Genomic DNA, 21,364 nt, shown 5'->3' with positions numbered 1-21,364 from the left:
CATCCTAATTTTGTATCAAAAAAAACAAAGTATGAAACAGGAATTTAATTTTAAGAATGAGTTGTCTGGCAAAATAGCATTGGTAACAGGTGGAACCAAAGGTGCAGGAAAAGCAATCGCGGAACGGTTGCTAAAAGCAGGGGCAACCGTTGTCATTACGGCAAGAAATGAACCGGAAGAGGAAAACTCCAACCTGTATTTTATTCCCGCTGATTTAAGTAGGCCGGAAGGGACTCAAAAAGTGGTGGAAGGGGTTTTATTGAAATTCGGCAGACTCGATATTTTAGTAAATAACCTTGGTGCCTCAGAAACTCCGGGAGGAGGCTTTGCCGCTCTAACAGATGAAGATTGGGAAACGGGGATCAAGACCAATCTACTTGCGCCCGTCCGTCTAGACAGAGGCTTTTTACCGCAAATGATAGAACAGGAAAATGGCGTTATCATTCATATCGCATCCATTCAGGGAAGATTACCTCTGCATGAATCCACTCTTCCTTATGCAGCAGCCAAAGCCGGGTTGATTAATTACAGCAAAGGTCTGTCCAAAGAGGTTTCTTCCAAAGGAGTGCGTGTATTGACGGTTTCCCCCGGTTGGATTATGACCGGTTCTGCTACCCGGATGATGGAAAGAATCGCAGAAAGTTCAAACATCACGGTAGAGCAAGCCACACAGAGTGTGATGGATGCATTGGGAGGAATACCTATCGGAAGGCCTGCCCAACCCGAAGATATTGCGGAATTTGTCGGCTTTTTAGTCTCGCCCCGAGCCGGATACCTGACAGGAACAGAATATATAATTGACGGAGGGACTATTCCCACTATATAATAACTTAAAAAAACAAGAACAATGCATTTAAAATTACCGAAAGTCATATCAGACTTATTAGCAGCACAGAAAAATTATGACAGCGAGGCCTATGCCGACTGTTTCTCAGAAACAGCACTTGTCATTGACGAAGAAAAAGAATATAAGGGTCAAAAGGCCATAAAGAATTGGATTGAAGACGCCAATCAACAATTCAAGACAAGAATGAAGCCAACGAAATATTCAGGAACCGATTCAAAGGCTATTCTTACGGCTGTTGTCTCAGGAGATTTTGACGGAAGCCCGGTTGCTTTGGACTATCATATGGAAACAAAAGACAGCAAGATTACTCGTTTAGAAATTATTCTCAGCAATGAGTAAGACATGAATAAATTTAACAAATCCCCTGTGGCATCTAATGAAAATAAACAAGGCTGATATCCCATCAACCTTGTCTCAAAAAGTAGTGTTTGCATATAAAAACAAACTTCTTAAATGTTTTTATATAATATCTCAATGATCTTAGGGATTATTGTGTGCTTATTTTTGTACTAAATGCTGTTATGTATATTTTGAACAGATATTATTTTCGAAAGAGTATACACATACTGTCCGACAAAAATATGGAAAGGGATGAAAAAGGAGAGTCTTATAATAGTATATAGTAGTAAGCTATCATCTTAATATCGTTATAAGCAGTTTGTGATGAAATACTTATGCTGCTTGTTGTGTATATCAAAAGATACGGTATGCAGTCTTGTGAAATTTACACGCTCCGGATTGAAAACCTGAACCTTAAATCAGGTCAGGCTTTTATCGATTCATAAATGTGCAAGAACCGCTTCCTTAAAAATGGGATATCAGCCCCATCGGGACGGGCTAATCCCGTGAAGGCGGTTCCGTAATATGTGTCCTGGAGATTATGGGCGATAAAAGGAATGTCGATGTCTTTGCGAAGCTCTCCCGATTCAATTCCGCGCCTTAGGATATAACTCCAGATTTCCCTCTCTTTTAAAGAGAATTCGGACAATTTTTGCACCATGCCGGGATAGAAATAGGATGCCTGCATAGCTATGTTAACCACGGCGAGACTGTAGTTTTCCACTCCCATACTCCTGAATTCCCTTTTCCGGTTTTCCACCCAGTCACAATATATATGGATAAAACTCAGGAAACTCATCCCTATTTGTTCATTGTAGAGGTCGAATACCGAGTTGTTCTTGAAGACGTATTTGTCAACAACCTGTTCGAGAAGGGATAGTTTTGTCTTGAAGTGGTGCAGTATGGCGCCCCTGCTGAAGCCGGTGGCTTTTTCCAGATCCGTATAAGTTACCTTATCGTATGGTTTTGACAGGAACAGCCTGAAAGCTTCTTCCTGGATTGTTTCTTTGATATTCCTGCCTTTGGTCATTTTGTTGTATACTGAAAATAGAAGATACAAATATACTGTTTATTTTATATTTTTTATAATCGGCATGTATTCCGGCCAATAACGGGGTTTAACCAATCACTTGTCTTTCAAATAAACGGATTTACATATACATAGACTTGAAAATAAAAAGGATAACAGATTTTATCGAACTCCGCAAGGCTGTTATAAATCCGGGATTATGATGTAAATTTACTAAAAAATCTATCAAAGTACTTGTATAAACGAATAATTTTATATTTTTGCAAACAGTATATACGTACTGTTTTTCTTTTTTTTTGTATCTGTAATGCTTTCCGTGGTTATACCATAAGGCATGATATGGCCCAAGCATATGTAATTATGCTGCTTATAAAACGGTATTTATGAATTAATACATGTGCTTTATGGAATATCTTTTAGAAAAACTCCGGCACCGTATCAAAGGGGCGGCCATATACCAGTCGCCGTCAGGAACAAGACTATATATCCCGTATAGCCTTGATTGTCCTTACCCGGTTACTATAAAAGTATTCTTTGAGGTTATAAATGCCAGGTTGCAACTTTTTGTGAGGATACGTTCGGATGTCTATAATGAAAGCTGGTGCGACCGGGAGGCCGAACAGATAAAAGGGAACCTGAATGAACAGTTGTATGAGATCCTCCATGATTGTGAATTGCAATGCCGCAATATTCCGTTACACCTGCGCCTGAGGGATAACACCTCCCCCTTTTTGTCCGGCGCTTCCCAGGAAGAACGGGATGCAGTCCGTTTCCTCTGCACACGGAAAGCGGCAGCCCTGATCTCGGAATCCCGTTCTTTCAGGTGGTCTGCCGCTATCGGACTCGCCGGGAGCAGGCGCAGGGCCGGGCAAATACGCCGGTTATTTATCTTTCTTCCGCATGCCGACATAGAGCCTTTTAAAGAAAAGTTTTTCAGTCTTTGGGAAGACCTTTTCTTTCCGGTGTTTCTTGTCCCGATCGAAAGCCTTAGCCATAACATCCGGCGGTATCAACTCCTGGCTGCGGATGCCGATCCGGCGACGATGGTCATTATTGACAGTTGCCATCTCTTCAAATCCCCGCAGTCCGTGCGCTCCCGCCGAATGGAGGATATTACGGACAGGTGCAATTATAAATTGATCATGACCGAATCCATGATAGTGGGCAACATCCATGACGTGTATATGCAATACAACCTCTTGAGCCGTTTGATTCTCCGCTATTACCGCTGGGAAGATTTCGCCCGAATGCATATTATTTACGGCGGGTATGGCGGAACCCAGATACTCGGATATAAAAACCTTGCATACCTGGTCGAAAAAGTGAAGCCATATACCTATTACCGCGAAATTCGGCCTGAAAGCCAGCCGGATCAGCCGGTGAAAACCATCTGTTGCGAGCTGACCGAAAAACAGCGGTATTATTATTCCCGGAAAAAAAACGAACTGCTCACGATGATCGAGAAAAACGAACTGGGCCTTTATGATGTGTTCCGCATATTCATCCAGTTACAGAAGATCGTGTGCGGCTTTCCCTTAGCCAGGGGTTGTGATGTGCAAAGTTATGACACGAACAAACTCCCCCTGTTAAAGGAGCATCTGGAAGACAAAAGCATCATATTCTGTAAATTCCTGTTCGAGATTGACCTGCTGCGGATGTTTCTGGGTGCGGATAATTGCGCGGTCATCGGTAACAGGGGAAAGGGCTGTTTCACAAAGGAAAAAGAGCAATTTATGCTTGAAGGGAAAAAGTACCTGATATCCACGCTCTATTTCCCGGACTTCAGGTTGAGCGACATCCGGAATTTCAGTCAGATCCTGTTTTTCAGCCTCTCATTCCGTTATGCCGACTACCGCCGGTGCTTCACTTATATTGAGGATTGCGGAATGGCCGGCAATGTACCGGTCAAACGGTTTGTTACCAATTCCGGTATAGACCGGGCTATCGTCAGTAACCTGCAACGGAAAGGGAAGCTGGCCTATGAACTGAAGCAATCGCTTTCAGACAAATCAGAACTTATTCATTTTATAAAAAGCCTATGAGTACAATGATAAATACAGCAGAGGCAACCCTTCAGGAGGTACAGCGCATTGAAAAAATATGGGGCACGGACATACGGTTGCACAACCTGATAGGCCCTTTTGTAATGAACCCGGTGGTGATACGGATGAACGGGGGCTATCCGTTCAAGAACACGGAAGACCACCTGTGGTATGTATCCCTGAAAAACAGGAACCTGGTAACCGGATTCCTGTCTGTTTGCAACGGACATATATGTAATGATTTCACCTGGCAGGATAACGAGGTGCTGGAAATGCTGCTGGAGAAAGCCCTTCCGGATATGGAAAAAGGAATAGTCGTAACTTTCATGGCTGAAGAGCATGAGTTCCCCCTATTGGAAAAACTCGGCTTTACACTGGAAAGGAAGGCTGTCCGGTATGCCAAAATGGTAAAAGTTATCTGATCATGATGCAGGAAAAGGACGTGTATAGGAAAGCAATGGAGCGTATCGGCTATATCTTTTCCCGTTTCGATAACATATACGTATCGTTTTCGGGCGGCAAAGACAGCGGGGTGCTTCTCAACCTGGTGCTGGACTATATGCGGAGCCACCGGATAACCCGCAAAATATCGCTGCTGCATATCGACGTGGAAGCATCTTATAAAGCCACGATGGATTTTGTGGAAAAGATGTACATGGAAAACGCCGACCTGATCGAGCCGTACTGGGTGTGCCTACCCATGACAACCACCAATGCCGTATCCATGTACGAACCGTACTGGATATTCTGGGATCCGGACAAGAAAGAGAAATGGGTGCGCCCTATGCCGGAACATCCTTTTGTCATTGGTGAAGAAAACAACCCTTTCGGTTTCTATAAGCAAAATATGACTTTCGAAGAGTTTATCGCCCGTTTCGGGGACTGGCTCAATAGTTTTAAAAGTGCGGGGAGAACAGCTTGCCTGGTCGGTATCCGCTCGGATGAGAGCCTGAACCGCTACCGTGCTGTCAGCAGGGATGATAAAGTAACATTCGAAGACAAGAAATATTCCACACGCATATCGGATACGGTTTACAATTTTTATCCGGTATTCGATTGGAAAACTTCCGATATCTGGGTATATAACGGGAAATTCCGCAAACCGTATAACCGTATTTACGACCTGTTTTACAAAGCGGGAGTACCCTTATCAAAAATGCGTATATGCGAACCTTACGGGGATGAGCAGAAAGCGGGGTTGAACCTGTTCAAGGTACTGGAGCCGGATACATGGGTTCGGGTGGTGGACAGGGTCAGCGGCGCTAATTTCGGGAATATCTATTGTGGAACCAAAGCCACGGGTGCGCGAAGGATCACCCTACCGGAAGGCCATACATGGAAAAGCTACTGCAAGTTCCTGCTGGATACCCTGCCGGAAGAAACCCGGAATATTTACGTGACCAAGTTCATCCGCTTCATCCGTTACTGGAACAGGACGGGATGCCCGGTTGCCGACGAAGACATTGGAGAGCTTGACCCTGACACCATTGTTAATACCCGCACTTTCAGTAACCGGGGAAAAGGGGATAAGTATGTGGTAAAGTTCAAAACCATTCCCGATGTATTGCCGGGATTAGACAACAAGACGGATTTCCTCTCATGGAAACGCATGTGCATGGCCATATTGAAAAACGATATCACCTGCCACACGCTTTCCTTTTCCATCACCAGGCGCCAGATACTCAGACAAAAAGAATTACTGGATAAATACAGGAATATACTATGAAAGCAAATCAAACTATACAAAATTTAATTACAGAGCTTTGCCGTTTGGTAGCGGAAATACCTGATACGGAGGATAAGATAGACACTCTGAATTATGTGCGTATGATGTTGCACAAGGTTAGTCCGCTCAGCCATCAGCCCGTGGATTTTGTTGCCTGGGAGAAAACGGAAAATGTAGAAGGGAATGATTATAACCCGAACAGTGTAGCCCCTCCCGAAATGAAATTATTGATTACCTCCATTGAAGAAGACGGCTATACAATGCCGGTTGTTACCAGTCCCGAAGAAAACCTGTTCAGGATCGTGGACGGGTTCCACCGCAGGCAGGCGGAAAAATGTTCGAAAAAAATCTCCCAAAATACTTACGGACGCCTGCCGGTAACTTTTATCCGGGAATCACAACGCAAGCTGGACGACCGGATGGCTTCAACCGTCCGCCATAACCGGGCAAGGGGCTCCCATGACATCGACCTGATGGCAGGCATTGTCAGGGAACTGGTATCGATGGGGCGGTCTCCGGCATGGATATCCAAACACGTAGGTATGGATATGGACGAGATTCTCCGGCTGAAACAGCTTACGGGACTTGCTGCCTTATTTGCCGATAAAGACTTTTCATTCGGAAAGGAAGGATAAATGTAAATATATCATTGACAGATAGATCAAGGGAACAGATGAGCAAAGCCTCTCAGGTAAAAATAACATACAAGTTGATTTTTATAACGGATAATCCCATAGAAATCACAATAGAAGCTGATAGCCCGGTTGAATGTCATATAAAGGCGGTCCTCCATGCAAATGTCCATTATCCGGATTGGCATGGAATAAAAGAGATAAAAAAGCATCTGCTAAATGATATCATTATTTAGTAAATACTGGTAAAAACAAATAGGCTATTATTGACAATTTAAATTTATTCAATATGATGAAAACATTATTAGATACAGGATTCTTCTCTTATATTCAAGAGAATATGGAAGGAAATAAAATTTCTAAATCCAATCAAATAAAAGATGTATACGAAGATTTTATAAAAACATTATTTGCTTTTTGTAAATCATCGGGAGACAATATGTCTATTTGCTTTGTATTAAATTATACCCGTATAGAATTTGTATCCATACAGAAAAAAGCAACTGAATGCGAATCGGGGAAAAAATGAGATATTTGATTATATAGCCAAAGCTATCCAAATGCTGGACTGTGTAATTAATTGGGCTAGAACTGAAAATGGATCGATTCCACAAAAGAAGAATTCGAAGAAACACTCAAAATATCGATGGACAGCAGATATATCGAATCTTGTTGAACTTGCATATGCCATACTAGAAGCAGAATGTGTTAATAATGGAGATGCCGAGGTTATAGCTTTTGTCGAATTCTTAGGAGAAACATTCAACATAAAAATCGAACGATGTTCCGATTTTTACTATAAAATGCGTACAAAAAGCGGTAGCCGGACAGCCTTTCTACAGAAATTAATAAAAGCATTAGAGGCAAGAATGGATCGTGATGATGAGAAAAACAATCTAAAGTAACTAGCTATTACATCTTAACAGCAGGGTGATCGTTTGATCACCCTGAGTATTTATTTATCTACTATTCATCCTTCGGCAGTAATTTACTTAATTCCGGATCAGCTTTGATACGAATTAGCTCGTCTTCTACGATTTGTTTCGTTTCGGCTTTAATGCGATTGTAATTCTCTTGTATTTGCTCCTTCATACGATCCACGCCATTCTCATCTACAAAGCTGGTAATAACAGGAATCTTCTTATAGTTTTTCGTTTCTGCTGTTACTTTTTCATTATCGACGACAATTTCAGCATGGAATATTTTCTGCTCTATCCGTTCATCAAAATTATCTGCGACTGCTCCAACAAACATTCCCTGAGTCAAGTTACTAATTTTTGAGGCTGGTATCAGACTATCCATTTGTGTACTGATTGAAGTTGATTTGTCCTGTCGGTTAATTGTCATCGAAGATCGTTTTTGTAATACTTTACCAAAGCGATCCGACAATGTTTTAGCGGTTTCGCCAACTACCTGCCCACTGAAAACATTACCAATCGTATTCATGACTACAGCGGCTTCCCTATCACCATAATCACGCTTTAGCTGCGAGAAATCCTGAAAGCCTAGAAGAACGGCTACTTTATTACTGCGAGCCGTGGCAATTAAATTATCCAAGCCTTTAAAATAAATAGTCGGCAACTCATCAATTACAATACTACTTTTTAGCTGCCCCTTTTTATTCACGAGTTTCACAATACGGCTGTTATATAAACCGAGTGCCGCACCATATATATTCTGCCTGTCAGGATTATTGCCTACCACCAATATTTTGGGTTCATCCGGATTATTAATATCGAGGGTAAACTCATCACCCGACATCACCCAATAGAGTTGGGGGGAGATCATTCTGGAGAGTGGAATCTTAGCTGATGCGATCTGCCCCTGCAACTGTTCCATCGCACCGCCAAGCCATGCATCCATGAAAGGGCTCAGGTAATTTTCTAAATCGGGCTTAGATGTCAGTATCGGGAAAATATCTTCATATCGCTTGTTCAAAAATTCTATTGCATGGGGAAACGTGCAATATTTTCCATCCTCATAAATTCGTAGATACCAAATAATAGCCGCAAATAAAATTATTGGTGACTCTACAAAGAAATCTCCCTGCTTCTGGACCCACGTTTTATTTAAGTTAAGCATTATAGTATAGGCACTTTCGTAGGCATCTGAAATATCATTCATAAAAGAGGGATTGATGGGATTGCATCTGTGTGAACGGGACGGGTCATCAAAGTTTATCACATAGAATTTAGGCACTTTCTTGTATCCTTTCTGATTATTCAATAGATGGTTATATGCAATAGTGGAAAGATCCGGGAACTTGAAGTCATAACAATACATTGAAAATCCCTTTTCAATCTGCTGTTTTATATACGAATTAACGATCGCGTATGATTTACCGGAACCGGGAGTACCTAACACAATACTCGCCCTGAAAGGATTAACTACATTTATCCATCCGCGCCATATTTTCTTTTTATACCAGAATTTCGTCGGTAAATTAACTGAATACTCATTCTCCATCAAGCGGGTTTCCTGCATAAATGATTCGTTTTCTAAATTGAAAACGTCATCCATAAGCGTGTTTTTCAAAAGACGTGACATCCACGTACCTGCTACCAGTAAACACAAATAGCCACAGGCAAGCGTAAAAATATAAATAAGGCTACCGGAAGTGGATGGAAAAGGTAGTTCCAATAGCCACCAGTTCACAAAAAATAACAGGAAGCCGATCACAAGCAGCACATAAATCTTATTCCATGTAATCTTTTCTTCTTTTACTCCTTTGGTTCCCAGACAGGAAAGAGCAAGGAATAAAACAGAGAAAAGCTTTGTGAACAATAATGCTTTAAATAATCCAGTTGTTCGGTTAAAGTTCAGTAGAATTCTATCTACTACATCAATGTTGATTTTCCATTCGACTATTGACTCATAACAGAACCAATAAATATGGATAACGACAAATAAAATACTAATGGCCCGCATAAAGTCCATGACTTTTGCGAGTCCTCTTAAATCATCTTCTTGTTGCATACTATGTACTTTTAATTGGTAAAATGCAAAAATGAGGGATTAACATGCTATTATGCAGTTACTTATAGCTCGCTTGTAGTAAGTGGCGTTAGTATGGCAGTTAGTGGCACAAAAACTGAAAAGTTAAAGTAAAAGCAATCAACTACTTTATTTTAATTATATCTTTACAAAAGTTACATTAACAGAACCTATCATGTATACAGCCGGATATAAAGGAACAATTGTAAGTGTCCCCAAAGGAAAAGAAAAGTTGTTCTTTTCAGAAGGTGGAAAATTCGACCCTGATTTCAAATGTTTCTATTTTACAGACGATGACACTCCCGAAACTTTTGATCATTGGCTCCCTGAAAATACCGTTGCCATTATTAGCGAAGGGTTTTATATCCATGAAGCTCCGGTAATATGCAACCAATGCCGTAACAGAACTTCTGTAATATCTCTAGCTTCCCAATCCCTCCATATAAAGAAGGAACAGAATAAAAAGGGAGAACGTTGGGATGAAGGCGACGGCTTATATTCTTTCGATCATATCCGCTTTATACCGTTTCCCACAGCCCGGCTTATCCAGAAAGTATTTCCTCAATGGGATTATTTGCTGTCCCCGAAAAGACCGATTAAATATTGGAGTAATAAATGCCAACATTGCGGGTCCGTGCAGGATGAAGATTTTCTGGCTCGCACTGTATTTGGTACATTTAATAACGAACGCCCTCAAATGAAATGCCACTGTCATGAAAATAACGGCTATGGTTTTCCCATTATCGCCAGAATGAGCGAAGTTGACCTTTATGGATTTGATGATGGAGATGGAAGATATTCTTTTTATAGAAAAGAGTATAGCGGTTATGCTGTCGGGAGCTTATATCAGAACAAAGAAGGGAAATGGTATGAAGAAGATAGGTTCCGGTGAGTAGAACCTATCGTAAACAAATATTTTCATGCGAAAATTATAGGCTTCCAAGTCTTTACATCTGTCTGCCGTAACGTCTTTTTTTCTTCCTCTTCTTCAACTGTCGATTATTGGCATCCGGGTTAGCCGAGTTGTCAAATACAGGAATATCCAACACCGAATCGACCAGGCTTCCTATACTCTCCAAATTGACCGGACTGTTTATCGTTGACACATCTGCCGGTTGGATAGTTTGTGGTTGTGTATTATCTATATACTCATTGCTACTGAATTTTTCATTCAACACATTGGCAGAAAACTCCTTACCGAGCCGTGATCCATTGAGTACGCATCGGTTGTTATGATTGATAAAGGTAGCACCGTATATTCTTCCTTCATCATTACGCCTCAATACCAGATCAATATTTGAGGATTGGAGTTTTCGTCTGAATTCCCATTCATCTTGTGATGTAGTCAATGCACCGGATACTATTTTACGTGTCTGATCCCGAACCTTTCCCTCTTTTATCTTCAGAGAAGATTCTGTCATACGCTTTTCCAAACCATCAAAGCCAACTGTTTTACCGAAAACAGATGACTTCAAAGGCTTGCCGACTTTATTGCTGTCTCTTTTATGCTTGGAAAAGCCTAGAATGACGGTGCATTGTGTACTGCTTGCATAGTAATCGCTTTGGCTGTCGCTTTCGTCCTGCTTCAATCGGGCAACAATGAGTGCCTGTGCATCATCGGGCAGATTCTCCTGTAGCCATTTGCGACCGATTACCCTTACTGCTTCCCTGCGTTCCTCCTCTTTCTTCTGAGCATCCCTCTTCGCTTCTCTTTTTGCGTCTGCTTTGGCATAAAGTTCTGCTACTTCTGCTTCGGGCATAAATTCGATATTGTTTTCATCGTAATACATCCCGATACCAAACTTTTGGCTCAATGGTTTGATGATTCTTGACTGTTGCATATCAAGGGTGCGGAGGTTTATCAAATGATATTGGTAGCCGTAATCGTTGTGGATAATCTTGTGGATTACATAGCGGTCATAACTGTAGCCTTGCATCTGAACGACTTGGTTTACTTCTACTGCTTTTATGTTTGTATCGGTTGTTGTACCACCGAATAATGAATATAATTTTGTCATGATAATTTGCTTTTTAAGTTTTTAAGGGGTAATTAATCTATTCTGATATATCTCTTTAGTCTGTTGGAAAACCTTTGCTCATAGTCTTTTATCGCTTGCTTTAGCTTCTTGTATTCTTCGACTTCCTTATCATAGTTGAATGATATATCGTTTAGAATAGCTGTGATTTCGCTTATCAGGTAGTTTATTTCTTCGTTAATGGTTTCAATGGTCTTGACACTATCCAACCGTTTGTTTTCATCTGTTGAGATGGTAAAGTCACAGTTGGACTTATCTATATTACCGTTGCCCGGAGTATTCCCACTTTTGTACATCCTTGTCAGGCTATCTACACTAATACTGATCGTGTTACCCGACAAGCTGATATACACACCTTTGATAACTTCTTTTGCTGATTTTACCAACCTGACATTTACCACTTTACCGTCATATTGGGCAATTATGGGTTTAATGGCTTTTAGTGCTGTCACAAATAGTTGATATACTTTCTCCTGCTGTTGGTATTTGGCAGTAAATTCTATTTTCCTGTATGGTTCTGTGTAATACATATCTGTTGGTTTTAAAGGATAAATAATGCGATCAATGAAATCAGAAGAAGTAGAAAAAGGATAGAGAATATCAGTTTGATAATCAGCTTTATTATATGCCATATCAGACGGAATAGGAGATAAAAGGCAAACAGAGCCACCACCCACCCGAAAGACACTGTAACGGAAGCTAAAGCCCACACAAGGACACCTACCAACGCTACCACCAACACCAATTTTATGCTAGATGGAAAGTAGGAAATATTGTTTTCTTTATTTTTTTCTGTTCTTCTCATAATCATCGACTTTTTTTTTATGCCGGGACGGAGCCAGTGAGGTTTCTATTGTTTTATAGGCGGCAAAAGGTCAGATTGGCGGTATGACAAAATTTTTTGGGAATAAATACGCTCGCCCGGAGGGAAGGAAGAGGAAGATTTTTCACAAAACCCTTCAGGGCTTCAGAATTTTAGTTGTACCGGGAATATGGAATACCTTTGCCTATGAAAAATAGAAATCTCAACTGGCCTGTTCCTAGCCTAATGAGGAGATGGTTATTAGAGAAGGGCGGAAAAAATGGCCGTGAAACAAGTAGCTCAGTTTCACGGCATCATTAAAAATACGAAAAGCATTAGCAACCCTTATTAACAGGCTATAGGCAAGTGTACACCTACCGGATGTACTCTTGCTCTCTTATCCGAGAATGTATTTGTAGTGATTGATTATGCGGATGCAGCCGGAAGATATAGTAATAGTATATCTTTCTGCTGTGAGAAAGCATAGCAAGCGGAGAATATTTTCGCAGGATACATTCATATAAATACGAATAACAAGCTCCTTATCTACTTTTTCAGGATAATAAAAATGTAAAAAACTGTATTTTAAAATTAGAAGACTGATATTTTACGATTTCAAATAGTCTTTCTATCTTTGCATAGGTTTAGTCGGTTGACTAAAATTTTCAGCATGAATAAAGAAGTAGAACAGAAACTGATAGACGCTGCCCGTGAACTCTTTTATGAAAAAGGATTTTCGGGTACGACTGTGCGGGATATTGCGGGCAAAGCAGGGGTAAACTTAGCTTTGCTGCATTATTATTTCAGAACAAAAGACAAAATCTTTGAGATCGTTTTTCAGGAAGCCCTTTCATTATTGTTCGGCAAACTTAACAAAGCACTTATTTCTGATAAAAGCCTATTTGAGAAAATAGAAATGATGGTTGAAGGTTATGTTTCTATGGGTATGAAATATCCGCAGTTACCTTCATTCGTCATGCATGAATTGTCCGTAAATACAGACCTGATGCTGTCAATCATAAACAGTCATAAGGATAAATCGACTTTAAATAGCAATTTCGAGCTATTCTATCTTGAACTCGAAACAGCGATAGCCAACGGACTTATTAAGAAGATTAACCCAAGCGATATATGTACCGACATACAATCCCTGTCATTATATCCGTTTATTGCAAGAAATTGCCTGCTTCATTCTATTTATTCAGATAAGCGTTCTTACAACCGGATGCTGAAAGAACGTGTGAAGCATATTACAGAAACTATAGTAAACAATATCAAGTTATAATTTTATTTAATCCTATTTAGTCATTTGACTAAATTATATTTATAAATATCAAAATTATGGAGAAAGAACAATTCAGGACTTTAAATCAGTTTAAAGCATTATTGAGATTTAGCGGTTCATTTAATATCATCGCTGCGGGTTTATTTATATTTCCGGTTCTCTTCGAACATTACCTTCAATTTTGGAATACGCTGAACTCCTTATGTGGATTTGAAAATGCACTAATCACAATTCCTACCGATCCGTTCCATGCACTATTCATCAATACGGCGGGCATTGATCTGGTTCTGATAGGAGCTATCATCCTTTACGTATCGAAAGATCCACTTCGCAATAAGGGGATTATTATTATGAATGCTATAGGACGGACATTATTTACCATATTTACCATCTATTACCACATAACGGCTGATTTACTTTTCCTTTTCGTAATAATAGGCATTATAGATTTGTGTATATCGTTGGGATTTATTTACTTTCTATGGAAAATAAACAAGAACACAGCCAAACAACAAAATATAATACAGATATGAAAAAGGTAACACAAAATCAATATGGGGATACTTCTGTTCTCAAAATTATAGATTGTGACAAACCCCGGTTAACAAGCAAACGACAAGTATTGGTAAAAGTACAATATTCGTCCCTGAATGCGATTGATTGGAAAAACAGGAAAGGCTTGTTCCGTATATTCTCAGGATGGTTTTCTCCTCGCTCTCAACCGGGATTCGATATTGTCGGAAGTATAGTGGACAAATCGGATGATGTTAATGACCTGGAGATTGGAGACAAGATTCTTTCATTGCTGGGAACCCTTAAAGGAGGGGCATTCAGCCAGTATGTAATAATAAATGCTGGATATGCAATTAAGATAGATCCTTCTGCTGATGAAACGATCTTCGCCGGCTTGCCAATGGCAGCCTCTACCGCTTGGATGGCATTGGTAAGTCTCGGTAAAATAAAACAGGGGGATAAAGTCTTGATTAATGGGGGAAGTAGCGGAGTCGGTCATTATGCCGTACAGATAGCTAAATACTACGGAGCGGAAGTTACGGCTGTAACGAGTGGGAAAAATGAGGCTTTCTGTAGAGAATTGGGTGCTGACAATACGGTAAATTACCAAAACGAAAAATTTACCGAAAAAGCGGAACAGTATAATATCATATTCGATGTGGTATCTAATTCTTCATTTCATGCGATAAAGCCAATATTGGCTCCCAATGGCATCTATATAGATACGAACATGTCTTTGAGCCTTATAAAAGACCTATTGATACACAAACAGGTAAAATTCGTATCGGTGCATCCTGACCGAAAGGTATTGCAAGAGATTGTACAGATGGCAGAAACGGGAAAGCTCAAAACCCATATTGCTAAAGTTTATCCGATCAATGATGTTATCGAAGCTCACAAAGAGATGGAGCAATCCCGCACTGTTGGGAAAATAATTATGAAAATAGATTGGTGATTAATGTAATAAGCCTATAATAATCTAATATAAAGCCTTATGGAAAGAATTAACAAGAAAATACAAATGCCTCTTATTGCTTCTGATTTACGTAGCAGATGGAATGGACACTACAGCTTTCTCGATGATTGTACAGATGTTGAAATATTTTATGAATTTGAGGTATGCTTTTTCCCGGAACTAAATTTGTTTATGCCTCCCAGACGTGAAGATGGGCGTATTATCTTAAAATACACGGTGGATTCAAAAGTCAATGAGATTGATAAGAGCTATCTGCCTTTCTTTTTTGAATGTGACTATATCGATTTTATAAACAAGAAGGTCATCATTAGTCTTAAGGAAAAATACTTTGATAACTTTATTCATATTCCGGTAGTCAAAAGAATGCAGCAGTTCTTTGAGGAATATAAAAAGAAGGGAGACGAAAATATGGAAGCTATTTTAATAGCAATAGATCAAGAAGAAAAGTGACTTTTAGCTTATACCTCAATGAAAACAAGAAATTTCTGCAACCAATTATGAAAAAGAGGCTATTCCCAGAATAATAAATTACAAATAAATATGCCCGTTACTCTTTTGGGAGTAACGGGCATAATAACAGAATCGCTAGATTTCATACCTTTTAATTTAAAGAGAAAAGGGATAATTTATGAAGTTGATTAAACGCTGTTTTATTATCGTCCTCAACATTTAACCTACTTTTAACGTATTGCCGAATCACCTGTGCTCCAAACGAACAAATGCGGTAACATAATGCAATAATAACTTCAAAATTATAATAAACCGCAATGCATTCAGTATTTTGCCTTTTGTATCTGTACTCTCTGATAACATCTTTTTCATTCAAAATACCAGCCTTGAAAATTGCCCGTAAATTATTGCTTATGGTATTTTGATAAACCATAAGTAGTCGGGCTATTTCAGGTTTAGACATCCATATCTCTGAGCCTGCATCAGAAATAATCCTGACTGTAGGTGTTGATGCCAAATTTTCGACTATTGTGATGATGCTTCGTTTCATACTATATTGTTTTTATTTTAGTTACTCAATTTTTCATTTCTTCGGCTTTCGTTTTATGGTGTGTTTTACAGAGAGTATCGCAAGATTAAGTTCTACGGTCGTCTCCGTGTCCGTTGTTTCAAAGTCGCTGGAAATTATATCAGCAATGATCTCTCCGCTTTTCTGCAACATGGATTGACGGGTATTGTTGTCTTCCTGCTGATGTAATTCAGAGATATTTCTTGAAAGTTCTCTTACTTTAGCAAAAGTTTCAATGATAGATATTGTTGTTTCGGTTGCCTTTGGCGATTTCAGGATTGTGGCAATCATATATAGAGCCTTTTCTGTAAATGCTTTCGGAGAATATTTAGAATGCCCTCCACGTCCCGGATTCTTTAAGGTCGAAAATTTCGACCTTAAAGAATCTGCTTCATCATTTGACAGGTAAATAATATATCCTTCAGGGAATTTATCCGGATTATTCTTTACAGCTTCATTGACACGCTTTGTTTCAACGCCATACAACATTGCGACATCACTATCTAAAATGGTTTGTTGTCCTCTGACAATGACAATTTTATCTTTTATATTTTCTAAGTCCATAGCTTTTATTCTTAAATTGAATTTGTATTGATTCGCTTAAACAGCTAGGGTAGAACAATCTGGGTCCGGACCTTTAAGCCTCTTTGCCAGTTGATCCATATCATCACTTAGTTTTCTATCAATTATTCGGGCATAGATTTGTGTCGTTTTTATTTTTGTATGGCCCAATAATTTTGAAACGCTTTCAATAGACATTCCTTCTGTTAGACAGAGGGTTGCGAACGAGTGTCGGGCTACGTGGCAGGTGATTTTTTTATTTATACCGCAAAGATTAGCAATTTCCAATAAATATTCGTTCATCTTTTGATTGCTGATTACAGGCAGCAACTTGCCATCTTCCTGCAAATACTCATACTTTTTCAGGATAGCTACAGGTATATCCAACAGGCGTACTTTATAGGGCACTCCGGTTTTATTCCTTGTATCCATAATCCATAAGTTACCGTCAATACCTGTCTTTATTTCTTCTTTTGTCAGATTATACAGATCAGAATAAGATAAACCGCTGTAGCAGCAAAAAAGAAAAACATCCCGGACTCTTTCAAGTCGTTCCGAGCCGAATTTTTTATTGTATAATATTTCCAGTTCTTCTTTAGTCAGGTAGGAGCGTTCGATTTTTTCAAAACTGATTTTAAAATTGGCGAATGGATCTGCAAAATGCTCCCCTGTGTTTTTGATATAAAAAAATACTGCTCTGACATGTTGAATAGTCTTCATTGCATTATTATTTCCTGATTTATATTTATTCCGCAGGAATAAATAAAAGTCCTGAAGGAAAACCGTAGTAATTTCACGGTAAGGCATATCTTTTACCTTGCGTGTTTCTTCCATAAATTCACCCAACCTTTTTTGAGCCAGTTCATATCTCAAATAAGTGGTTCGTGTTACAACTGCTCCTACTTTTGACTTGTACTGTTCATTGAATTTGTTGAAGTAATACATGATCGTTTTACTCTTTTCTTCCAAACCGAACAAGGCATTTTTAATCTTTTCGGGGTGGGCATACCCATTTACATCCATCTGTTTGTTGTAATGCATGGTAGCTTTACCCCGAAAATTGTCTAACGCATTATTTATGCTTACAGCTTTTGCGTTATTGCCTTTTACTTTGCCGGATTTGTTATCCCAGACAGTAGGATTGATTTCTAACTTGGTGCTGAACTGAGAACGCTCTCCATCGATAGTGATACGTCCCATGATAACAACATTCCCATTTTTCTTTGGGTTACCTCTTTTTATATAAAAGAGGATTCTAAAAGTGCTTCGTTTCATACTCATTAATTTAAAATTGCAAAAATAGTTTCAATTTGTCCTGAAAGAAGGACAGATTGACGGACATTATGCGACAAATCAATGACTTAAGTAGGCGAATCGGTACCAATTTTAGGTGAATTCGAATAGGTACCCAGCGAGTACCGATTCGGTGTCTGTTAGTGGCTTTTCTTAGTCTGTTAACTGGAATGGATATTCAAAAAAAATAGCTTCCAATCTGTTGATTTGGAAGCTATTATCCTCATTTTTCTCTCTGATGTCTTTCAGAGGTTGAGCGAAAGACGGGATTCGAACCCGCGACCCCGACCTTGGCAAGGTCGTGCTCTACCAACTGAGCTACTTTCGCAATTGAGAGTGCAAATATATAGGCTATTTTTAATTTTTCAAAATTTTTGCTTATTATTTTCAATTGAAAAGAAGGTTTTTTACACTATAGGCCTGCTATCTGCTCTTATTTAGCAATTATACACCACGCTGTACAGCTTGCTTCTGATATCGATTAAATTCTTCTCTACATCCAAACTTCCGTATGTCATCAACTTCATAGGAATGGCAATACCATCTTTATGATATGCCGGCTGCTGATATTGTACATTTTCCCACAACCTGAATCCGATACGCTGATAAAATCCGATACGGCGCTCCGACAGTATAGTGGTGGGCAATTCCACCTCAAGAATAATGGGTTTGGCGATATCTTTTATAAATAAATCCATCACTTCACGCCCATATCCTCCATTGCGGAACTCGGGCGAAATAGCAAAATGCTCGGCAAATATAAATTCATCTAGATCCCAGTAAGTGAGGAATCCCACTATATTATTGTCTTCGAGGGTTACGGCAATAACAAAAGGCGAATCTCCTTTATATAGGTCCAGCATTGTTTCCACCGGGCGGCGTTCACTTAGTGGAAAGGATTCTATATACAGGTTTTCAATAAATGAAACTTCGTTACCTCTTGTCAGATCTAATTCTCTTATTTCCATAATTCCCTCTATTATATTATTACTCAGTTATCATGGTTATTATGTGACTGTATCTGGTTCCCCATTTTCACATCTTTCAAATATCCATCTTCGCACTTGATGATTCTTCCAGGATATTTTTGCACAACAGCATAATTATGTGTCGACATTATAACAGCAGTATCACCTTGCGATATTGTATGCAGAAGTTGTACGATCTGGTTTCCCGTTTCGGGATCGAGATTCCCCGTCGGCTCGTCAGCAAGTATAATTTCAGGTGAATTAAGGAGGGCACGCGCTATAACGATACGTTGCTGTTCTCCTCCCGATAATTCATGAGGCATCTTATAACCTTTATTCTGCATGCCTACCTGCGTAAGAACTTCCCCGATCCGTATATCTATCAGATCTTTATTCTTCCATCCGGTAGCGCGAAGAACAAATTCAAGGTTCTTGGCAGCTGTACGGTCGATAAGCAATTGGAAATCCTGAAATACAATTCCCACTTTCCGTCTTAAAAAAGGGATTTGCTTCTTCTTTATACTTTCAAGTTCATAATCGAAGATACGGCCATGACCTTTTTCGATAGGTATTTCATGATAAAGACTTTTCAGGAATGTGCTTTTTCCCGAACCGACCTTCCCAATGAGGTATATAAATTCACCTTCATTTATAGAAATGTTGATATCACTGAGGATGTTATTGCCATCCCTGTCCAAATCAACTCCTTCATATTTTATAATTACATCCTTATCCATAACTATGTCAGTACAAAGTGAAAAGTGAAGAACGAAAAGTGAAAAATTAAAAATGAAGATTGATAAACATTTTTCACTTTTCACCTTTAGTTTTTAGTTTTTCTTATGACGTTTTTGAAGCTCCCTTGCAAGGTCTTCGAGACTTAAACCTTTTGATGTTAACAATACAATCAGGTGATAAAGCATATCTGCTGATTCATATATCAAACGGTCGTCGGTACCATTACATGCCTCTATTACCGATTCCAGAGCCTCTTCGCCCACTTTCTGAGCCATACGGTTTATTCCTGACTCGAAAAGTGATGTCGTATAAGAGCCTTCCGGCATCTCTTTGTAACGTTTTTCAATAAAATGCTGAAGATATTTAAAAAACAGGATATCTTCCTTATTCTCTTCTTCGAAGCAAGTATCTGCTCCTGTATGGCAAACCGGGCCAACCGGATTCACTTTAATCAGGAGCGTATCCTTATCGCAATCTTCTTTTATACTGATTACGTTCAGAAAGTTCCCGCTTTCTTCGCCTTTTGTCCAAAGCCGCTGCTTTGTACGGCTAAAGAATGTCACCTTTCCCGTTTCCTGTGTTTTCTGCAAAGCCTCAGCATTCATATAACCAAGCATCAACACTTTATTTGTCTCATTATCTTGTATAATGGCTGGTATCAGTCCGCCTACTTTGTCAAAATCGAGATTCATATTTTTAATTTTAGTCGTGTTTAATTTTCACATTTATTGACAATACATAGTTAAAAAGTAACAAAAGTAACAGTTTTTTAGCTATTAGCTGATAGCTTTTAGCCGTTAGCTTTTTGAGAACCTTCATATTCTGCCATGTTGAGCGGAACGAAGCATCTCTTCCTTAAAAAGTTTCTCTCGCAAAGATGCAAAGTCTAACTCATCACTTATCACCTTGTTTACGTTTATTAACTACGTTTAGTTAAAACCTGACATATCTGACACTTTTTTTACTGTTTTTGTCTTATTATTTTTATATTTATTAACTATATATTGTTAAAAGGTAACAGAAGTAACAGTTTTTAGCTATTAGCTGATAGCTATTAACCGTTCGCTTTTGAGAACTATTATACCCTGTCATGCTTGAGTGGAGCGAAGCATCTCCTTCAAAAAGTAACAAAGGTAACAGATATATCAGTAAACAGTTAACAACTCGTATCTCGTATCTTGTCTACTCGTAACTCGTAACTGCCCACAGGGCGAAATAACTCGTAACTATATCAAAAAAGTTACAAAAGTTACACTTTTTCCACTATTTTTTATCTGTTTTTTTCCCCCTCTCTGTAAGTCCCCTTTGGGGGAGGGCTGTTAAGTTCTGCATTCTTATATCCTCTTTGTCATGTTGAACGAAGTGAAACATCTCTTTAATCGAAAGAGATCCTTCGTTCCACTCAGAAACAACGTTCGGCAGAGCGAAGCGGAGCCAATGACAGCCGAAAATAACAGAACAAAGTGGAGAACTTAACAGCCCTGCCCCTTGGAGGATTGAAGGGTTCATTCTCTTTTCACTTCGGAGGCCAGGGGGCCTTTTCAACTTTTCAAAGAACTATAAG

General features: G+C 39.3%; 24 protein-coding genes and 1 tRNA gene. 13 read left to right on the top strand and 12 right to left on the bottom strand.

What is annotated here, in order from left to right:
* Positions 1–31 precede the first annotated feature (31 nt).
* Together ACFO6W_RS06200 and ACFO6W_RS06195 are read left to right on the top strand one after the other, a co-directional pair.
* A complete protein-coding gene (locus tag ACFO6W_RS06200) occupies positions 32–826 on the top strand; it encodes an SDR family oxidoreductase (protein WP_379994517.1) in 795 nt (264 codons plus the stop codon).
* 21 nt (positions 827–847) lie between these two features.
* Positions 848–1,186 carry a nuclear transport factor 2 family protein gene (locus ACFO6W_RS06195; protein ID WP_379994516.1) on the top strand — a complete coding sequence of 113 codons (339 nt, stop codon included), beginning with the start codon at positions 848–850 and terminating at the stop codon, positions 1,184–1,186.
* A 424-nt stretch (positions 1,187–1,610) separates the two neighbouring features.
* Here the strand turns inward: ACFO6W_RS06195 and ACFO6W_RS06190 are convergent, their stop codons facing one another.
* A complete protein-coding gene (locus ACFO6W_RS06190) occupies positions 1,611–2,216 on the bottom strand; it encodes a TetR/AcrR family transcriptional regulator (RefSeq protein ID WP_379994515.1) in 606 nt (201 codons plus the stop codon).
* 404 nt (positions 2,217–2,620) lie between these two features.
* Between ACFO6W_RS06190 and ACFO6W_RS06185 the strand changes: the two genes are divergently transcribed.
* From ACFO6W_RS06185 to ACFO6W_RS06160, 6 genes are all read left to right on the top strand, one after another.
* A complete protein-coding gene (locus tag ACFO6W_RS06185) occupies positions 2,621–4,258 on the top strand; it encodes a DEAD/DEAH box helicase (RefSeq protein WP_379994514.1) in 1,638 nt (545 codons plus the stop codon).
* Positions 4,255–4,680, top strand: a complete 426-nt coding sequence (locus ACFO6W_RS06180; protein ID WP_379994513.1) for a hypothetical protein — start codon at positions 4,255–4,257, stop codon at positions 4,678–4,680. The genes ACFO6W_RS06185 and ACFO6W_RS06180 overlap by 4 nt, the downstream gene beginning before the upstream one ends.
* 2 nt (positions 4,681–4,682) lie before the next feature.
* Positions 4,683–5,984, top strand: a complete 1,302-nt coding sequence (locus ACFO6W_RS06175; protein ID WP_379994512.1) for a DUF3440 domain-containing protein — start codon at positions 4,683–4,685, stop codon at positions 5,982–5,984.
* A gap of 104 nt (positions 5,985–6,088) precedes the next feature.
* Positions 6,089–6,619 carry a ParB N-terminal domain-containing protein gene (locus ACFO6W_RS06170; RefSeq protein WP_459952548.1) on the top strand — a complete coding sequence of 177 codons (531 nt, stop codon included), beginning with the start codon at positions 6,089–6,091 and terminating at the stop codon, positions 6,617–6,619.
* Positions 6,620–6,905: 286 nt separating this feature from the next.
* Entirely contained in the window at positions 6,906–7,145 is a 240-nt protein-coding gene (locus tag ACFO6W_RS06165) for a hypothetical protein (protein WP_379994510.1), read from the top strand.
* Positions 7,096–7,521, top strand: a complete 426-nt coding sequence (locus ACFO6W_RS06160; RefSeq protein ID WP_379994509.1) for an RteC domain-containing protein — start codon at positions 7,096–7,098, stop codon at positions 7,519–7,521. Before ACFO6W_RS06165 ends, ACFO6W_RS06160 begins: the two co-directional genes overlap by 50 nt.
* A 61-nt stretch (positions 7,522–7,582) precedes the next feature.
* On the opposite strand, the gene mobC is transcribed toward ACFO6W_RS06160, so the two are convergent.
* Entirely contained in the window at positions 7,583–9,592 is a 2,010-nt protein-coding gene (gene mobC / locus ACFO6W_RS06155; protein ID WP_379994508.1) for a conjugal transfer protein MobC, read from the bottom strand.
* A 193-nt stretch (positions 9,593–9,785) separates the two neighbouring features.
* On the opposite strand from mobC, the gene ACFO6W_RS06150 reads away from it, so the two are divergent.
* Positions 9,786–10,502, top strand: a complete 717-nt coding sequence (locus tag ACFO6W_RS06150; RefSeq protein ID WP_379994507.1) for a hypothetical protein — start codon at positions 9,786–9,788, stop codon at positions 10,500–10,502.
* A 55-nt stretch (positions 10,503–10,557) separates the two neighbouring features.
* Here ACFO6W_RS06150 and ACFO6W_RS06145 read toward each other — a convergent pair whose 3' ends face one another.
* From ACFO6W_RS06145 to ACFO6W_RS06135, 3 genes are read right to left on the bottom strand one after another with little or no spacing between them, the layout of a single operon-like run.
* Positions 10,558–11,628, bottom strand: coding sequence for a hypothetical protein (locus tag ACFO6W_RS06145; RefSeq protein ID WP_379994506.1), 1,071 nt, complete (start codon positions 11,626–11,628; stop codon positions 10,558–10,560).
* Between the two features lie 32 nt (positions 11,629–11,660).
* Positions 11,661–12,176, bottom strand: coding sequence for a hypothetical protein (locus ACFO6W_RS06140; protein ID WP_379994505.1), 516 nt, complete (start codon positions 12,174–12,176; stop codon positions 11,661–11,663).
* An 11-nt stretch (positions 12,177–12,187) separates the two neighbouring features.
* A complete protein-coding gene (locus ACFO6W_RS06135; RefSeq protein WP_379994504.1) occupies positions 12,188–12,451 on the bottom strand; it encodes a hypothetical protein in 264 nt (87 codons plus the stop codon).
* 667 nt (positions 12,452–13,118) lie between these two features.
* Here ACFO6W_RS06135 and ACFO6W_RS06130 point away from each other — a divergent pair.
* Genes ACFO6W_RS06130 through ACFO6W_RS06115 form a run of 4 tightly spaced genes read left to right on the top strand, consistent with a single transcriptional unit; the run spans position 13,119 to position 15,672 of the window.
* Entirely contained in the window at positions 13,119–13,733 is a 615-nt protein-coding gene (locus ACFO6W_RS06130) for a TetR/AcrR family transcriptional regulator (RefSeq protein WP_379994503.1), read from the top strand.
* 56 nt (positions 13,734–13,789) lie between these two features.
* A complete protein-coding gene (locus tag ACFO6W_RS06125) occupies positions 13,790–14,266 on the top strand; it encodes a hypothetical protein (protein WP_379994502.1) in 477 nt (158 codons plus the stop codon).
* Positions 14,263–15,201: an NAD(P)-dependent alcohol dehydrogenase gene (locus ACFO6W_RS06120; RefSeq protein WP_379994500.1), complete on the top strand. Its 939-nt coding sequence runs from the start codon at positions 14,263–14,265 to the stop codon at positions 15,199–15,201. The genes ACFO6W_RS06125 and ACFO6W_RS06120 overlap by 4 nt, the downstream gene beginning before the upstream one ends.
* Before the next feature lie 39 nt (positions 15,202–15,240).
* Positions 15,241–15,672 carry a hypothetical protein gene (locus ACFO6W_RS06115; protein ID WP_379994499.1) on the top strand — a complete coding sequence of 144 codons (432 nt, stop codon included), beginning with the start codon at positions 15,241–15,243 and terminating at the stop codon, positions 15,670–15,672.
* Between the two features lie 151 nt (positions 15,673–15,823).
* Here the strand turns inward: ACFO6W_RS06115 and ACFO6W_RS06110 are convergent, their stop codons facing one another.
* The 7 genes from ACFO6W_RS06110 to hisIE form a co-directional block, all read right to left on the bottom strand.
* Entirely contained in the window at positions 15,824–16,222 is a 399-nt protein-coding gene (locus tag ACFO6W_RS06110) for a hypothetical protein (protein ID WP_379994497.1), read from the bottom strand.
* Between the two features lie 33 nt (positions 16,223–16,255).
* Entirely contained in the window at positions 16,256–16,804 is a 549-nt protein-coding gene (locus tag ACFO6W_RS06105) for an ORF6N domain-containing protein (RefSeq protein ID WP_379994496.1), read from the bottom strand.
* 36 nt (positions 16,805–16,840) lie between these two features.
* Complete coding sequence (locus ACFO6W_RS06100) at positions 16,841–18,076, bottom strand: site-specific integrase (protein WP_379994495.1); 1,236 nt, start codon at positions 18,074–18,076, stop codon at positions 16,841–16,843.
* A 273-nt stretch (positions 18,077–18,349) separates the two neighbouring features.
* A tRNA-Gly gene (locus ACFO6W_RS06095) sits at positions 18,350–18,422 on the bottom strand.
* Between the two features lie 109 nt (positions 18,423–18,531).
* Positions 18,532–19,062 carry a GNAT family N-acetyltransferase gene (locus ACFO6W_RS06090; protein WP_379994494.1) on the bottom strand — a complete coding sequence of 177 codons (531 nt, stop codon included), beginning with the start codon at positions 19,060–19,062 and terminating at the stop codon, positions 18,532–18,534.
* Positions 19,063–19,085: 23 nt separating this feature from the next.
* Positions 19,086–19,799 (bottom strand): cell division ATP-binding protein FtsE, encoded by a 714-nt coding sequence (locus tag ACFO6W_RS06085; protein ID WP_379994493.1) that lies wholly within the window; start codon positions 19,797–19,799, stop codon positions 19,086–19,088.
* Positions 19,800–19,892: 93 nt separating this feature from the next.
* Positions 19,893–20,501, bottom strand: coding sequence for a bifunctional phosphoribosyl-AMP cyclohydrolase/phosphoribosyl-ATP diphosphatase HisIE (gene hisIE / locus ACFO6W_RS06080; protein ID WP_379994548.1), 609 nt, complete (start codon positions 20,499–20,501; stop codon positions 19,893–19,895).
* Positions 20,502–21,364: the final 863 nt, after the last annotated feature.

The sequence above is a fragment of the Dysgonomonas termitidis genome, from assembly GCF_042654545.1.
GTDB classification, from domain to species: Bacteria; Bacteroidota; Bacteroidia; order Bacteroidales; family Dysgonomonadaceae; genus Dysgonomonas; species Dysgonomonas termitidis.
Note: the sequence above shows the minus strand (reverse complement) of the source record. Positions and strands in the feature narration are given on the sequence as shown.

Bases quoted from the DNA above. Each gene is read 5' to 3' on its own strand.
- ACFO6W_RS06105 (WP_379994496.1), bottom strand. From the start codon at position 16,804: ATGGACTTAGAAAATATAAAAGATAAAATTGTCATTGTCAGAGGACAA.
- ACFO6W_RS06135 (WP_379994504.1), bottom strand. From the start codon at position 12,451: ATGAGAAGAACAGAAAAAAATAAAGAAAACAATATTTCCTACTTTCCA.
- ACFO6W_RS06190 (WP_379994515.1), bottom strand. From the start codon at position 2,216: ATGACCAAAGGCAGGAATATCAAAGAAACAATCCAGGAAGAAGCTTTC.
- ACFO6W_RS06120 (WP_379994500.1), top strand. From the start codon at position 14,263: ATGAAAAAGGTAACACAAAATCAATATGGGGATACTTCTGTTCTCAAA.
- ACFO6W_RS06175 (WP_379994512.1), top strand. From the start codon at position 4,683: ATGATGCAGGAAAAGGACGTGTATAGGAAAGCAATGGAGCGTATCGGC.
- ACFO6W_RS06180 (WP_379994513.1), top strand. From the start codon at position 4,255: ATGAGTACAATGATAAATACAGCAGAGGCAACCCTTCAGGAGGTACAG.
- ACFO6W_RS06125 (WP_379994502.1), top strand. From the start codon at position 13,790: ATGGAGAAAGAACAATTCAGGACTTTAAATCAGTTTAAAGCATTATTG.
- ACFO6W_RS06140 (WP_379994505.1), bottom strand. From the start codon at position 12,176: ATGTATTACACAGAACCATACAGGAAAATAGAATTTACTGCCAAATAC.
- ACFO6W_RS06145 (WP_379994506.1), bottom strand. From the start codon at position 11,628: ATGACAAAATTATATTCATTATTCGGTGGTACAACAACCGATACAAAC.
- ACFO6W_RS06165 (WP_379994510.1), top strand. From the start codon at position 6,906: ATGATGAAAACATTATTAGATACAGGATTCTTCTCTTATATTCAAGAG.
- ACFO6W_RS06115 (WP_379994499.1), top strand. From the start codon at position 15,241: ATGGAAAGAATTAACAAGAAAATACAAATGCCTCTTATTGCTTCTGAT.
- ACFO6W_RS06130 (WP_379994503.1), top strand. From the start codon at position 13,119: ATGAATAAAGAAGTAGAACAGAAACTGATAGACGCTGCCCGTGAACTC.
- ACFO6W_RS06185 (WP_379994514.1), top strand. From the start codon at position 2,621: ATGGAATATCTTTTAGAAAAACTCCGGCACCGTATCAAAGGGGCGGCC.
- ACFO6W_RS06090 (WP_379994494.1), bottom strand. From the start codon at position 19,062: ATGGAAATAAGAGAATTAGATCTGACAAGAGGTAACGAAGTTTCATTT.
- ACFO6W_RS06150 (WP_379994507.1), top strand. From the start codon at position 9,786: ATGTATACAGCCGGATATAAAGGAACAATTGTAAGTGTCCCCAAAGGA.
- ACFO6W_RS06170 (WP_459952548.1), top strand. From the start codon at position 6,089: ATGTTGCACAAGGTTAGTCCGCTCAGCCATCAGCCCGTGGATTTTGTT.
- ACFO6W_RS06110 (WP_379994497.1), bottom strand. From the start codon at position 16,222: ATGAAACGAAGCATCATCACAATAGTCGAAAATTTGGCATCAACACCT.
- ACFO6W_RS06200 (WP_379994517.1), top strand. From the start codon at position 32: ATGAAACAGGAATTTAATTTTAAGAATGAGTTGTCTGGCAAAATAGCA.
- ACFO6W_RS06100 (WP_379994495.1), bottom strand. From the start codon at position 18,076: ATGAAACGAAGCACTTTTAGAATCCTCTTTTATATAAAAAGAGGTAAC.
- mobC (WP_379994508.1), bottom strand. From the start codon at position 9,592: ATGCAACAAGAAGATGATTTAAGAGGACTCGCAAAAGTCATGGACTTT.
- ACFO6W_RS06085 (WP_379994493.1), bottom strand. From the start codon at position 19,799: ATGGATAAGGATGTAATTATAAAATATGAAGGAGTTGATTTGGACAGG.
- ACFO6W_RS06195 (WP_379994516.1), top strand. From the start codon at position 848: ATGCATTTAAAATTACCGAAAGTCATATCAGACTTATTAGCAGCACAG.